Origin of the sequence: Leptolyngbya sp. CCY15150 (assembly GCF_016888135.1) — a bacterium.
In the GTDB taxonomy this organism is placed as follows: Bacteria; Cyanobacteriota; Cyanobacteriia; order RECH01; family RECH01; genus RECH01.
The window spans coordinates 168,958-182,601 of record NZ_JACSWB010000207.1; the positions used below are offsets into that span (position 1 = coordinate 168,958).

Annotated in this window: 11 protein-coding genes and 1 tRNA gene; 5 read left to right on the forward strand and 7 right to left on the reverse strand. The window is 53.5% G+C overall.

The window, feature by feature from the left end:
• The first annotated feature begins 68 nt into the window (after positions 1–68).
• The gene (gene lipA, locus JUJ53_RS14795; RefSeq protein ID WP_204152985.1) at positions 69–968 is read left to right on the forward strand and encodes a lipoyl synthase; all 900 of its coding nucleotides are present in this window, start codon (positions 69–71) and stop codon (positions 966–968) included.
• Positions 969–1,051: 83 nt separating this feature from the next.
• On the opposite strand, the gene JUJ53_RS14800 is transcribed toward lipA, so the two are convergent.
• The 4 genes from JUJ53_RS14800 to JUJ53_RS14815 form a co-directional block, all read right to left on the reverse strand.
• Positions 1,052–2,575 (reverse strand): ATP-binding protein, encoded by a 1,524-nt coding sequence (locus JUJ53_RS14800; RefSeq protein WP_204152790.1) that lies wholly within the window; start codon positions 2,573–2,575, stop codon positions 1,052–1,054.
• Between the two features lie 691 nt (positions 2,576–3,266).
• Positions 3,267–3,503 carry a hypothetical protein gene (locus tag JUJ53_RS14805; RefSeq protein WP_204153003.1) on the reverse strand — a complete coding sequence of 79 codons (237 nt, stop codon included), beginning with the start codon at positions 3,501–3,503 and terminating at the stop codon, positions 3,267–3,269.
• A 112-nt stretch (positions 3,504–3,615) separates the two neighbouring features.
• Positions 3,616–3,697, reverse strand: a tRNA-Leu gene (locus JUJ53_RS14810).
• On the reverse strand, positions 3,676–4,548 hold the full coding sequence (locus JUJ53_RS14815) for a M48 family metallopeptidase (RefSeq protein ID WP_204152791.1): 873 nt from the start codon (positions 4,546–4,548) through the stop codon (positions 3,676–3,678). The genes JUJ53_RS14810 and JUJ53_RS14815 overlap by 22 nt, the downstream gene beginning before the upstream one ends.
• Positions 4,549–4,908: 360 nt before the next feature.
• Between JUJ53_RS14815 and ilvN the strand changes: the two genes are divergently transcribed.
• From ilvN to JUJ53_RS14835, 4 genes are all read left to right on the forward strand, one after another.
• Complete coding sequence (gene ilvN / locus JUJ53_RS14820; protein WP_204152792.1) at positions 4,909–5,436, forward strand: acetolactate synthase small subunit; 528 nt, start codon at positions 4,909–4,911, stop codon at positions 5,434–5,436.
• Between the two features lie 85 nt (positions 5,437–5,521).
• The gene (locus tag JUJ53_RS14825) at positions 5,522–5,893 is read left to right on the forward strand and encodes a hypothetical protein (protein ID WP_204152793.1); all 372 of its coding nucleotides are present in this window, start codon (positions 5,522–5,524) and stop codon (positions 5,891–5,893) included.
• 223 nt (positions 5,894–6,116) lie between these two features.
• Positions 6,117–7,865 carry a zinc metalloprotease HtpX gene (locus JUJ53_RS14830; protein ID WP_204152794.1) on the forward strand — a complete coding sequence of 583 codons (1,749 nt, stop codon included), beginning with the start codon at positions 6,117–6,119 and terminating at the stop codon, positions 7,863–7,865.
• Positions 7,866–8,070: 205 nt separating this feature from the next.
• On the forward strand, positions 8,071–8,385 hold the full coding sequence (locus tag JUJ53_RS14835; protein WP_204152795.1) for a hypothetical protein: 315 nt from the start codon (positions 8,071–8,073) through the stop codon (positions 8,383–8,385).
• Between the two features lie 83 nt (positions 8,386–8,468).
• Here the strand turns inward: JUJ53_RS14835 and JUJ53_RS14840 are convergent, their stop codons facing one another.
• The 3 genes from JUJ53_RS14840 to JUJ53_RS14850 all read right to left on the reverse strand — a co-directional run bounded on the left by JUJ53_RS14840 (position 8,469) and on the right by JUJ53_RS14850 (position 13,499).
• Positions 8,469–9,002, reverse strand: coding sequence for a DUF411 domain-containing protein (locus JUJ53_RS14840; protein WP_204152796.1), 534 nt, complete (start codon positions 9,000–9,002; stop codon positions 8,469–8,471).
• A gap of 288 nt (positions 9,003–9,290) precedes the next feature.
• The gene (locus tag JUJ53_RS14845; RefSeq protein ID WP_204152797.1) at positions 9,291–12,683 is read right to left on the reverse strand and encodes an ATP-binding protein; all 3,393 of its coding nucleotides are present in this window, start codon (positions 12,681–12,683) and stop codon (positions 9,291–9,293) included.
• A gap of 357 nt (positions 12,684–13,040) precedes the next feature.
• The gene (locus JUJ53_RS14850; RefSeq protein WP_204152798.1) at positions 13,041–13,499 is read right to left on the reverse strand and encodes an EVE domain-containing protein; all 459 of its coding nucleotides are present in this window, start codon (positions 13,497–13,499) and stop codon (positions 13,041–13,043) included.
• Positions 13,500–13,644: the final 145 nt, after the last annotated feature.

Sequence of the window (13,644 nt, forward strand, 5' to 3'; positions counted from 1 at the left end):
GGGATCTGCAAAACTCAGGAGACTGTTGGTAAAATGAGGGTCTTGGTAAGAATCAGTAGGTCGTGAACGTGACAGTAAAGCCAGAATGGTTACGGGTGAAAGCGCCCCAGTGGCAACGGGTTGGCAGTGTCAAAGACACGCTCCGTGATCTAGGGCTGAATACGGTTTGTGAAGAAGCCTCCTGCCCCAACATTGGAGAATGCTTCCATCACGGTACCGCCACGTTTTTGATCATGGGCCCCGCCTGCACCCGTGCTTGCCCCTACTGTGACATTGACTTTGAAAAGAAACCCCAGGCCTTAGATCCCACTGAGCCGACGCGTCTAGCTGAAGCGGTGAAACGTTTGGGGCTCAACCATGTGGTGATTACGTCGGTGAATCGGGATGACCTGCCCGATGGCGGCGCTTCGCAGTTTATCGGCTGCATTGAAGCGGTGCGGGCTTTGTCGCCTAAAACCACCATTGAAGTTTTAATTCCTGACTTGTGCGCCAACTGGGATGCTCTGGCGACGCTGCTGTCTGCCCGCCCAGAGGTGCTGAACCACAATACTGAAACGATTCCCCGCCTCTATCGCCGGGTGCGTCCTCAGGGCGACTACGATCGCTCCCTTGATCTATTGCGGCGATCGCGGCAGATTGCCCCATGGCTCTACACCAAGTCTGGGATTATGGTGGGTCTTGGGGAAACCGATAAAGAGGTGCGGCAGGTGATGCGCGACCTGCGATCGGTGGACTGCGACATTTTGACGATTGGGCAATACCTCCAGCCCAGCCAAAAGCACCTTGGCGTCCAGGACTTTGTTACCCCGGAGCAGTTTGATGCCTGGCGTGAGTTTGGCGAGAGCATCGGCTTCTTGCAGGTCGTATCCTCGCCGCTCACCCGCAGTTCCTACCATGCCGAGCAGGTGCAGGCCTTGATGAAGCTCTATCCGCGGGCTGGTAGTGTAGCTGGGGCGATCGCTGATTAATCGCTGATGGGTAGAGGGTAGACGACACCTACCAGGACTGAGAAATGGGGCACAAGGGCCGCCCCACTTTCGTATGTTTCGCGCTAGGACGTAGTCAAGGATTCGTCCAGCTCAATGGGAATGTTGACGTTAAACATCGTCCAGCCGTCTACACTTTCCACGGCGATCGCTCCATTGATTTGATGAACGAGCTTTTTCACGAGAGCCAGGCCCAGGCCTGTCCCCCCCTGCTTCCAAGGATCGGCGTAGGGCACGCGGTAAAACTTCTCGAAAATATGGGGAATTTCCTTACTAGGGATTTCGGCCTGGTTGCGCACGGTGAAGGCTAAATAGGGCTGGGGCGGTGTGCCGTTGTGGGCTTCCGTGGAGGCTAGGGTCACCTGGAGGGCGATCGCTCCTTCTGAGGGCGTATATTTACAAGCGTTGTTCAAAAGCTCTGCCAAGATCCGCCGTAAAATGGTGCTATCGGAGAGAACGGCCGGCAAGGCCGAGGCGCAGTCTACCGATAGCTGCTGCTTACGGTTCACCACCCGTGACTGGAAGGGCGCAACGATTTCCGGTAGCCAAACGGCCAGATCAATCCACTGCACCTCAATGGGGTAAGAAGCAACCTCTAGGCGCTGGAGATCTAGCAAATCATCGATTAGCTCTGCCTCCCGAGCCGCTTCCGATTCCAAAATTTCAAAATATCGCTGCCGCCGACTCTCATCCACATTTTGGCGCAGCATATGTACCGCCATCCTCACATTGGAAATGGGGGTACGCAGTTCGTGGGACACCGTACTCAGAAACTCATCCTTGAGGCGGTTAAGCTTCTCTAGTTCCTCAACCTGAGCTTGAGCGGTTTGGTAAAGACGGGCTTGGCGGATAGCGATCGCACATTGATTGGCCACCTGCTGCACCATACGAATCTCAAATTCGTTGAACACATAGTCTTTGTGGTGAATCAGCCATAGATCCCCCAACACCTGCTGATCGCCAGCGCCGGGCGAGTGAGTATCTACAAAAATGGGACAGGCCAACAAGGCCACATGCCCTCGCTCTGGGTTGGGCATGAGAGAACAAAACTGGAAATAATGGCCGCGCCGTAGCTGACGATAGATTTCTGGGAACCGATCCATCTGGGCCACCTTGCCGCGAGAGGTGGGCACCGAGTCAATATACTCGTAGCAAACCGTGGAGGTACCCTGTTCTAGGTCATACAGCGATGCATTGCAGCCCCCTAGCCCCAGCACCAGCGTCAGCTCCTGCACCGCCGTTTGTAGGATATGCCCTTCATCCAAGGAATCTCGCACCCGATCGGTAATGCGCTTGAGCATCGACTCAAAGTCAAGGGAACGCTGCACTTCCTCCGTCCGTTGCCGTACCTGTTGTTCAAGATCGGCATTCAGTTGCTGCGCCTGTTCATAAAACGACTCCAGCTCACCATTACGACGCTGCATCGAGCGACAGGTTTTTTCTAGGGTCGTCAACGAGGATGACAAAGCTGCCACCAACTCTGCCAGGGACGAGCCACTAGGCTCTAGGTAGTCGCTGAGTCCATCTTCAAGATTTTTGAACGAGATCTTGGCAGTCTCGAAGTGCTGTTGGAGCAGACGGTTGTTCATCACGCTACCCTCACTGATGTAACTCGCACTGACATAGCTCGGCTGGCGCTATCCATCCATCCAGGGATGGTTTGGCCATGGGAGGTTAGTTCTGCTACATAACCTGCCAATCGTTGTTCGATCAGCAAGACAGCATAACAATAATAGAGATTACACAGATGATATACGAAGGGCATACGTCTCGAAGGCAGCGTGACCGATGGGGGTAAATGGAAGTAGTTTAAGAGAGATAAAAGTAATCGCGATAGACAACACCCGTTCAAGATGATTCCTAACAGTTAATAGCTTGCCTGAGTGGATTTAAAAAACAAGATGCCTTTGCCACTCTATGCAAACACCCTACTGTTATCAATCGTTATCAATGGTCTGTGACATGGAATCGATGCAACCCAATTCAGTGATGTCTTCTACTATGGATCAGATTTGATCGCAATCATTCAGAATTTCTATGAAGCTCCCATGAAGAAAGCTTACGCTGAAAAACTGATGATGGTCTAGGGATGATGGTGTGATTCTAGCGACTATTTCAGCGCTGCGTTCAAAGGATGTTTAAAAACGTCGATGCCCTGCATGGGCAAGGCACTGTCTGACGTCTAAGATGCCTAGGGGGGTGCCTCAAGGCTGATACACCAGCAGGGATAGGATGGACGGGCTCCACAAGATCGGTGCTCTCAGGGGATGGGGAATATACTCAGGCAGACCGATCAGCAACCCTTGCACTATCCAATTCGGCAGCACCTAGAACAAAACCGGAAAGGCGATCGCCCTCCCGGTTAGATGTCTGTGTATGAGAAGAGTCTGATTTAAGATGCTGACGCAGGTTTTGCAACTGCTTGCGTCGCTGCCGTTGTCGTGCGGATCCGCCTCGCCCCTTGGTATTGCGTCCAGGTTTCCGAGGAGATTCCCATCGCTTGAGCTGCTGACCCATGGGTGTCCTCCTTATGGTTGTGTGATTCATCTATCCTAGAGTCTATCGACAAGCCCGCGATCGCCTTGGACTCATCTGAGATGATTAACCCTATTCTATCGATTTTACTGTATGGGCAGAGGGAGACTCGAACTCCCACGACCGAAGTCGCCACATTTTGAGTGTGGTGCGTCTACCAATTTCGCCATCCGCCCTTAGTAGCTTGATCATCATAGCGCATTAAACGCCGTTCGAGAAGATCTGAATAGGTTTGAGTTTGGGCCCATTGATCAATTTCCCTGGCTCGCAGGACGGGTAGGGGATGGGTGAGCTGGCTGGTCTGCGCTTCTTTCAGCAGTTGCCCTAGGTCGCCCTGACTCATTTGGTCGTAGGAGCGCGCTTGGTCGAGAAATGCATCCAGGTTGAGCAGAGGGGCCAGAGCTGGGGAGCCTCCCGTGAGTTTCATCAATACCGACGCCACCACCCGAGGATCTTGGGACACCAAAAGGGCAGCGCGATCGCAGGTGAATTCAGCACAGCGCACCCATTCCATCATCTGAGTTTGGAGGCTCTGGGCTAGCAGGGTGCCCCAGGGCGCAAACTGTCCCGCCGCCAGCACCACCAGGTTCGCCAAGGTTAGGTACACACCATGCTCACATTTCAGGTGTCCAAGTTCATGGGCAATCACGGCCTGCAGTTCTTCTGGGGTGAGCAGATCCACCAAGGACGTATGCACCACAATGAAGGGCTGCTTACCGCGCATGGCCAGGGTGTAAGCATTGGGGGCGGGATTTTGGCGGATATAGAGCTGGGGTTGTTCGAGATCAAGCACCTGGCAGGCTTCAACCAAGAGCTTGTGGATGTCGGGCAGTTGGCGATCGCTCACCAAGATGCCGGAGGCAATATTTTCGAGATAGAAAAATTGTTCAGCAACGCTGCCCAAGAGGTTGCGTACCACGAGGTCGAGGGCGGGAATTTGCTGGAGCGATCGGGTCGCCTGTAAGTCTAGAGGATGGCGAAAGTGCTCAGACTTGAGCCCGTGGAGAAAAACTTTTTGATCAGCCATAGATTCCGTCAACCCTCATGAACCTCAAAACACGGCCGCTTCGGCCAAACACCTCTGTATTCTATCGCGTTCAATTTTGGGGATGGGAGAGATGCCTCAGAACCAGGCGTACCCGCTGGGCTCAGGCGTATCTTCGATCGCTCCATAGGGTGCTCTTAAGCGAAGCCGTAACGCACCGTCTCACAAGACTTTGATGCGTTGGCGAAACCGCAGCACATGCGATCCATCCATGGGGTCTTCTCATGATTACGGCATCGACCTCCAGTGGATCGGCTGGTCATGGATTGTGCTATCCACTGGTCAGACCTCCAACGACTCGCGGTAAACTAGTGAACTCCACCTTAAAACGCCACAGCCGCTATGAAACACACCATTTCTGTTTTAGTTGAAGACGAAGCCGGAGTGCTCACCCGCATTGCGGGGCTGTTTGCCCGTCGCGGGTTCAACATTGAAAGTCTTGCGGTGGGGCCGGCGGAAAAACCGGGCATGTCGCGGATCACCATGGTGGTGCCGGGCGATGACAGCATTATTGAACAGCTCACCAAGCAGCTTTATAAGCAAATCAACGTGCTCAAGGTGCAGGACATTACCGAAGTGCCCTGTGTGGAGCGAGAGTTGATGTTGCTGAAGGTGAACGCAACCAGTGCAACGCGTTCCGAAATTATTGAACTGGCGCAAATTTTCCGGGCGCGGGTGGTGGATGTGGCGGATGACACGCTCACCCTTGAGGTGGTGGGTGATCCAGGCAAGATGGTAGCGATCGCTCAAATGCTGAACCGGTTTGGCATTCGGGAAATTGCCCGCACGGGTAAGGTGTCTCTCCCTCGCGAGTCTGGGGTGAATACCGAGTACCTGAAGGCTCAAAGCTCTCTGGAAGCAAGATTTTAGAGAACTTCAACCCATGTTGCCGAAAATCTAATAGACTTCGTATGCTAGTTGGACGACTGATCGCGATCGCCATAATACGAAAAGGATGCAGCATCCGTTAGAGTCTGGGCAAATTTTTCAAAGCGTCGGGGGACATTTCACCTATCGGGTGATTGGGCCCTGCTGTCGCCTGTTTGATCGTGAAGAGCTACCCTGGCCCTGCTGCCGCCTGCAGTGGCGCAGCAAGGAACCCAGTTGGCGGCGCGTGGGACGGCGATTTGTGCCGGATATTGGAGCCAAAAACTGTCCTTCCTATAGCGTTGAAATTTTGGGAAAAGAAGCATCCCAGGAGCCGATTATCCTCACCTGCTACTGGGTGAAGCTACCCAAGCCGCTCAAAGAATGGTGGTATTCCATCAAGCCTCAGTCCGATGCGATCGCTCCCCCGTTGTCTCCCCAGATCCCCGACTTTTTATAAAAAGTTGGGGATCTTACCCCCCATGATCCTGCAAGCGCTATCCCTTAAAAATAAGACATTTAACCCTTACATCAGACATTAAGTTTCATGGGCAAACCGAGGACATTTACGAAATCGGTGGATTAGGGTTGTGTGTATAACCAGGGCCTAGTTTTGTGCCTATCTCAACACTGGCACATGCATCACCCATAACACACACCGACAAACAGCAGGAGAGATGAATATGTCTGTTCCCTCTGACGAGAAAATGCCTCCCATGCCCAAAGCAGGGCGTGCCGACGTGGGAGGGGTTGCGATCGCCATGAAGGGGATTGGGGGAAGCCTGGCCACGGCATCCCTGATCACCATGAGTCTACTTTTTGGTATGGTTTTTGTGCTGCTGCTAGGACTCGTCTTCATTATGGAGTCTGAGAATCCTGGACTGGGGTTAGCGATCGCCCTAGGGTTAACTGTGGTCTTTAATGTCGGCGTCTTTTTTCTATCGCCGTTCCTGATGGATCTTACCCAGCGCTGGCTCTACGGCACCCGCTGGATATCGCTGGATGACCTCCGTCGCCAGAGTCCTGAGGCAGCTCAGATCGTTGAGCAAGTTTGCCAAAAACATCAGCTCAAGCAGCCGCGATTGGGCATCATTGATGACCAAAATCCCACCGCATTTACCTATGGTTCCTTGCCTAATACGGCTCGGTTAGTGGTCAGTCAAGGGTTATTTACCTATCTCGACGATGAAGAAGTCGCCACGGTCTATGCCCATGAGCTAGGACACATTGTCCACTGGGACTTTGCCCTGATGACCCTGGCTGCTACCCTCATCCAAATCATGTATTTGATCTACGTCTTTGGACAGCGCATGGGACGAGGGGGTGGTGACAACAAAGCTAAAGATGCAGCCCAGAGTCTTGCCTTAGCTGCCTATGTATTTTACATCGTGGGCACCTACCTAATCCTCTATCTATCTAGAACCAGAGAATATTTTGCCGACCACTTTGCGGCTGAAGTTACGGGTAATCCCAATGCCCTCTCCCGCGCCTTGGTGAAAATTGCCTATGGCATTGTGGAAGAGGGGCAACGAGATAAGGAACCCAGCCGTTTGATGGAGGGTACCCGCGCCCTGGGTATCTATGACGCCAAGTCTGCCAATTCTACCGGCACAGCCTACCGAGTGGCCGCCAGTCCCGAACGGGTAGGACGAGTCTTTCTCTGGGATTTGTTTAACCCTTGGGGTTGGTGGATGGAGCTTAATTCTACCCATCCGCTCACAGGTAAGCGCGTACGAGCCCTGAGCACCTATGCCGAACAACTGGGGCTCACCATTGAGTTTGATATGGGTCGGGTGGTGCAGGAAGGCAAACGCTTGAGCAAACAGAAGCTCTACGGTAATTTTGCCTTAGACGTGGCTCTCTATGCAGCCGAAATCCTGGGGCTCACCCTCGGACTAGGTTTAGGGCTTATCTTCATCCCCATGGACTGGGGCTTCTTGATGGGAGCACTGATAGGCTTGGGTGCCGGTATCTTAGTGAAGCGATCGGTGATGTTTCCCAACTTCAACCAAGCACCCCAAAGTGATATCTTAACTCTGATGTCCGATCCCTATGCCAGTCCACTGCGGGGACAGCCGGTGAAACTAGACGGCAAGCTCATTGGCCGTGGGCAAGCGGGGTATACCTTCGGGTCGGATCTCAAGCTGCAAGACAGTACAGGAATGCTCTTCCTGCGCTACTCATCGCGGTTTGGCCCTATTGGTAATTTCCTCTTTGGCGCTAGCCAAGTGGAGAAGCTCATAGGCAGCAGCGGCAGCACCTTAGGATGGTTTCGCCGAGGCGTTGCGCCCTGGATGGACTTAATTCGCTTTAGCAGCGGCGGCAAGGTCATCGATAGCTACCATCGTTTTTGGTCGTTGATTGTTGGTATTGGAGCCATTCTATTAGGCATTATTCTGCCGATGGTGCTTCCACCGTTCAGCCGCTTCTAGAGCTGTGATGCTTACAGGACAAGCCTTTTGCCTATCCTGGAATCTACTGGCGATAGGATAGATCGTTGATTAAGATTGATAAAAACCTTGGCAGCCAATGAACGGTTTATTCCGGCATATTGGCTGCCAAGTTGATGTTTAGACGTCAAAAACACCTTCAGCAGTGGAGAATGAAAGAGCACCTATAATCAAGGATGGGGAATCTATGCCCGCACCGAATGAACGCAAGCGAATCCACATCAATACGCCTCCCGAGTATGAAATGAAGTTGCTGACGGCGTTGTCTGCTTTTTTGGGCCGGAAAGTTTCTAGCCAAGCGAGTGCGGCGCTAGCGATGTATCTCCGGCAAAGCCATGAGCGTATTTTGTCTCAGTGTGAGTATTACGGGCATCGTTGGGGCATGAGCAAGTGGGAGGTGCTAGATCTCTGCTATGCCAACCCTGAGAAAGCTCGGGAGTTGATTGAAAGCTCTGGAACGGTGCATTCCGAGGACGATGGCCCGGATGTATTTACGGATTAAGATCTAAGTTCCGACAGGTTGGCGATCGCTCTTTGTTTCTATCAGGGAGCGATCGCCCCTCGGCTAGCATGTGAACGTCAGCATCACAGATGCTCAGCAAAGGTCAGCGTCTCTCCCGTCTGGGTAAAGGCTATAACCGTATAAGGTTCGACCTCATCACCCATCTCCATGCCAGGCGAACCGATGGGCATCCCTGGAACCGCAATACCAACAACATCCGGCTGCTCCCTGAGCAACCGTTGGACATCGGACGCTGGAACATGACCTTCAATCACGTAGCCATTCACCAGCGCTGTGTGGCAGGAAGACAGATGGTCGGGAACACCATGCTGCTGCTTGATGGCCGTCATGTCGTCTGTCACATGGTCTTCCACGCGAAAACCAGCGGCTTCCATATGCTCAATCCACTGCCCACAGCAGCTACAGGTTGGACTGCGGAAAACGATAAGTTCAGGTTCTGCCAAACGTTGTTGTGCTGGAGTAGGACTCGTTTGGGTCGTGGGAGCAGAACTTGTTTGAGTCGTGGAAGCAGGCGTTGAAGAACAAGCCGTTGCCACAAGGCTGGCTGCTCCTAAGCTGATGCCCAGTAATCGAGATGTAAACCAACGACGCTTCATGACGACCTCTATAACTGATATGGATACTGCTATGGAACTGCTATGGAGATGGGTTGACGGCACGCTAACCTAGCTTGCTTATCTAAACTAGTACTCTGAGACAGAAGTAACCCGCCTAGTTGCTAAGGCAGAAACCCTTGTGTGTCCTGGAATTCCTTTTCGTTTTTCTGTCTTCGTTTTTCTGTCTTGCGGTACTAGGGTATCTCCTGATGTAGACTAAAAAGCGATCGCTCTCCCATGGGTTGAAGTTACACCCTAACAGATTCTTGAGTGGTTTGCACGACTGGGCTACGGGCTAAACTGATCCCACAGCTCAGGCACTCCATGGCGCTGATAGCGTTGACAGCGTTTGATATACAGATGGGCAGCGATATCCATGGCATTAATGGCAGCGATCGCTTCAAACTCTGCTTGAGCGGCTTCAAAGGATTGGTCATGGTATAGGCAAACGGCTTGCTCAAACTGCGTCTGAGTCTTGGCTTTGAGATCTGCAATTTTGGGCAGGTCGCCCCCAAAAAACTCCCACACAGAAACATGTTCTTGCTTACCTCGCACCTGTACCCGATCCAGGAAGCGATACTGGTAGGCCGTTGTTTCAGCAATTCCCTTTAAGGTGGCAGCACTCACAAGGATGCTGGCCCCATAGAGTTTCGTTAATCGCTCTAGCCGCGATGCTAAGTTGACAGCATCAGCAATCACCGTACTTTCCATCCGTTCCTGTTCACCAATGGTGCCCAAAATTAAGTCGCCGGTGTGCATACCAATACCAATGGCGATCGGGGCAATGCCTTGCTGGGCTCGTTCTTGGTTATAGGCCTGCACCTGATGCTGCATGGCGATCGCTGCCTGAATAGCGTCATCTGCTTGGTTGGGAAATAGGGCCATCACCGCATCACCGATATACTTATCGATAAAGCCGTGGTGCTGACGAACAACAGGGCCAACTCGACTTAGATAAGTATTCAGGAAGTTAAAACTTTCCTCGGGGGTCATCGCTTCTGACAGTTGGGTAAACGAGCGAATATCGGCAAACATGATGGTCATCGCGGCCTGCACCTGATCGCCTAAGCCAACATTTACAATGGTTTCATGCCCCAGAAGCTGTAGAAATTCATGGGGTACAAAACGAGCGTAGGCACTATTGGTTTTAGTGAGTTCTAAGTGAGTTTTTATCCGCGCTAAGAACTCACGCTTGGCAACGGGCTTACGCAGATAATCATTAGCTCCTGCCGTTAATCCCTCCACGAGATCATCGACTTGATGGCGGGCGGTTAGCATCAACACCGGCAGCTCACCCGCCGAGTAGCGATCGCGCAACCGTTGGCAAAATTCATAGCCAGACATCTGGGGCATCATCACATCCAGCACGATGAGATCAGGCTTGAGGCCCTGCTCGATCCAGGTGAGCGCTTCCACCCCGCTCGATGACTGCATCACGTCATAGGCTTCCAGACTGAGGTAGTTGGCCAACACTTGCAGGTTCACAGGTTCGTCATCGACTAACAAGATTTTGGAATGGCTAGGGTGGGGAAGAGGGCAGGTGGCAAGGTCGCCGGACATCGTACTCAACCCAGGCAGCGAGGATCTGAGGGGTTTGCTCTCAAAGAGGGGTTGGGTTGGGTTACTAGTATGGCTATCGGCAAGGGCTGCATTGCTGATCTCGGATGCCAGCGGCATCGTAAACGTGAATTGCGATCCCTTACCAACCTCCGAGATCACCGTTATGCGCCCGCCATGCAGTTCCACTAACGCCTGGGTGACGGCTAGACCCAGCCCCGTACCGCCATAGTGGCGAGAGGTGGATCCATCCGCCTGGGTAAAGGGTTGGAAAATCTGCGTTTGGCGATCGCTGGGGATACCAATGCCCGTATCGGTAACAGACACCGTCATCCATGGCTGAGACGACTCTGGCGACGCCTCCACCCGAGCCGAAACCTCCACCCATCCCTGCTCGGTAAACTTCAGAGCATTGCCAATCAGGTTATACAAAATTTGCTGCAGGCGATATTCATCGGCAAAGATGGGGGGCAAATCCGGGGCGATCACCACCCGAAGCTGCAGATTGCGATCGCCAATCATCGCCTCACATAGCCGCACCACCGGTTCGACGACCGTACGCAGGGAAAGGGATTGCCCTTGGAGCTGAAAGCGCTGGTCTTGCACCTGGGAGAAATCTAAGAGATCGTTCACCAAGGTTGAAAGGCGACGCCCACTGCTGGCAATCATCTCTAAGTTGGCGATCGTGGACGGGGGCAGGGGCCCGGTCACCCCATCGATGAGGGATTCTGAAAGGCCAATAATGCCATTCAACGGCGTGCGCAATTCGTGGGAGGTATTGGCGAGAAATTCATCCTTTAAGCGATCCAGTTCCTGCAGGTCACGGTTTTTGGCTTCCAAGTCTTGGAATGATTGACGCAGTTGAATCGCCATTTGGTTAAAGGCGGCGGCCAGGTCTGCCGTTTCGCGCACGGATCCATAGTTGCTTTGGGGCAGGGGCCGCTCCCAGTCGCCTTCGGCCAGCCGCTGAGCGGTTTGGCTGAGTTGCTGGATGGGACTTGCCAACCAGCGAGCTACAGCAACGCCGATCCCCACGGATATCAGCAGCAATCCCCCGCAGAGGATCAGGGTGGCGCGGGTGCTGGCGTCGATGCGAGCCATAAAATCGGCTTCGGGAATCACCACCACCGTTAGCCAGTTCAAGCCGTAGCTATCGGTCAACGGAGCAACTTCCACCCGCTGCCGCTGCCCATCTAGGAAAAAGGCTAACTGTTGGCGATCGCTGATTTGGTCAAGACTGCCAAAGCGATCGATTAAATGCTTGGCGGTGGCTTGAATCACTGGCGACTTGCTATCCACGGCGTTCAGCCGATCATAGCCGTTGGCGGTTTCCACAAAGGGAGATTCTTCAATAGAGCTGGCTACGATCGCACCCGATCGCTCAATAATGAACGCTTCGCCCGTGGGGCTGATATTGAGCGTGTGCAGAAAATCGCTGATCTGAGACAGCGTGATGTCAATGGCCAGGACGCCGGTGAGCTGATTCCCGGCATCGTAGAGGGGCATGGCGGCCGTGATCCCTAGGTGGGCATAGTCTGTGGAGGCAAACCGGTAAATGGGACTCCAGGCCGGGCCGCGAGCCTGCTCCACGGCTTCATACCAAGGGCGCGATCGCGGATCATACTCCAGGGTAGACAGCAATCCGGTCACGTTGCCAAACGGATCGAGGGCTAGGTTTTGGCGATCGCCCCCGCCCTGCTTCAGCCACAGCAGCATTTCTCCCGTTTCTCGATGCTGCACCCCCACAAACTCACCCTCCGCCGTGCCCAGGTAGATGCTGCTAAGGTGGCGATTGATCTGAACCTGTTGCCAAAAATAGCGATAGAGCTGCTCAAGATCCTCGGTGGGTAAATAGCCCGCTTCAACCGCAGCCTGGTTAATGTGGTTAAACTGCTGGGGTACCTCAAGGTAAGCCTGCACATGCTGATCAATGCGTGCTGTAATCTCGGTGCTCAACTGCATGGTGAGCGTATCCACCGAACGCTGGCCATTGCGAATCACCAGCCAGCCGATCAGGCCAACCGCCGTGGAAATTTGCACCACAAACGCCGTGATCAGTAAGGTGCGCAGCGATAGCTTGTTGATGACAGCAGAGCCAAGACCAGAACGAGCAAGACTAGACATAAGGGCGATCGCAACCTATTCTCTAGTGGGCGTCAAACACCAAACAGATGTATCGGCACAAACGCCATGGCCGCCTCATCGTTGGATCAGGCACCCCCGGCGGTCTCCTATGTCTGTCGCAAGCACGTCTCAGCCACGCGACCTAGTGCCGACTTGAACCTATTCGCTGTAGATGCTCAACCAGCCTAGCCAACAGTCCGTATAAACTCGGATCTTTTTCCAAGGTTCACGATGAGCAGAATTTATACTGGCTAGCTCATTCCAAGGCCATAGGAGAGTAGCCCTAGCATAACCTAACCACCTTGGTTCCTGGGATGACTTCAGGAGATCCCAGGCAATGGAGGATAGATCATTGCCTTACGTCGATTGAGCCATCTCTAGAATCTTCTCGGCGATCGCCCCTGGTACCGGAATAACTGATAGGCGATTCCCCCGACGCACGACCCATAAATCGTCAGGGCTAAAGGTCTCGCGCAGGTGATCTAGGGTGATTATATCCGTGAACTTACGGACAAACGCCACCCGCACGGTTTGCCAGCGCGGTGCCGCCGGGGTTGATTTGGCATCGTAGTAATGGCTTTGGGGATCAAACTGGGTGGGATCGACGACACCCGACTCCGTCACCTCCATCAGCCCCACAATCCCCGGCGGCTTGGTGTTGGAATGGTAGAAAAACACTAAATCACCCACCTGCATCTCGCGCAGGAAGTTGCGGGCTTGGTAATTGCGCACCCCGTCCCAGAGGGTGCTGGTGTCTGCGGCCAGGCGATCGATGCCGTAGACATCCGGTTCGGACTTCATGAGCCAATAGTTCATGGTGAACAGCTTGTCAGAGGTAGGGTACAGCGTGCCAGCGATAGAATAGCCCCCAACCTCTAGACCAGGCAAGCTCTACCGTCGCCCTAGGTTCCAGGACAAGAGAGGCTAGATAGCTGCTTCCCTACGGTGTGAACCGAGACCG

Bases quoted from the DNA above. Each gene is read 5' to 3' on its own strand.
- JUJ53_RS14805 (WP_204153003.1), bottom strand. From the start codon at position 3,503: ATGGGTCAGCAGCTCAAGCGATGGGAATCTCCTCGGAAACCTGGACGC.
- JUJ53_RS14845 (WP_204152797.1), bottom strand. From the start codon at position 12,683: ATGTCTAGTCTTGCTCGTTCTGGTCTTGGCTCTGCTGTCATCAACAAG.
- JUJ53_RS14850 (WP_204152798.1), bottom strand. From the start codon at position 13,499: ATGAACTATTGGCTCATGAAGTCCGAACCGGATGTCTACGGCATCGAT.
- JUJ53_RS14815 (WP_204152791.1), bottom strand. From the start codon at position 4,548: ATGGCTGATCAAAAAGTTTTTCTCCACGGGCTCAAGTCTGAGCACTTT.
- JUJ53_RS14835 (WP_204152795.1), top strand. From the start codon at position 8,071: ATGCCCGCACCGAATGAACGCAAGCGAATCCACATCAATACGCCTCCC.
- JUJ53_RS14800 (WP_204152790.1), bottom strand. From the start codon at position 2,575: ATGAACAACCGTCTGCTCCAACAGCACTTCGAGACTGCCAAGATCTCG.
- JUJ53_RS14840 (WP_204152796.1), bottom strand. From the start codon at position 9,002: ATGAAGCGTCGTTGGTTTACATCTCGATTACTGGGCATCAGCTTAGGA.
- JUJ53_RS14825 (WP_204152793.1), top strand. From the start codon at position 5,522: ATGCAGCATCCGTTAGAGTCTGGGCAAATTTTTCAAAGCGTCGGGGGA.
- JUJ53_RS14830 (WP_204152794.1), top strand. From the start codon at position 6,117: ATGTCTGTTCCCTCTGACGAGAAAATGCCTCCCATGCCCAAAGCAGGG.
- ilvN (WP_204152792.1), top strand. From the start codon at position 4,909: ATGAAACACACCATTTCTGTTTTAGTTGAAGACGAAGCCGGAGTGCTC.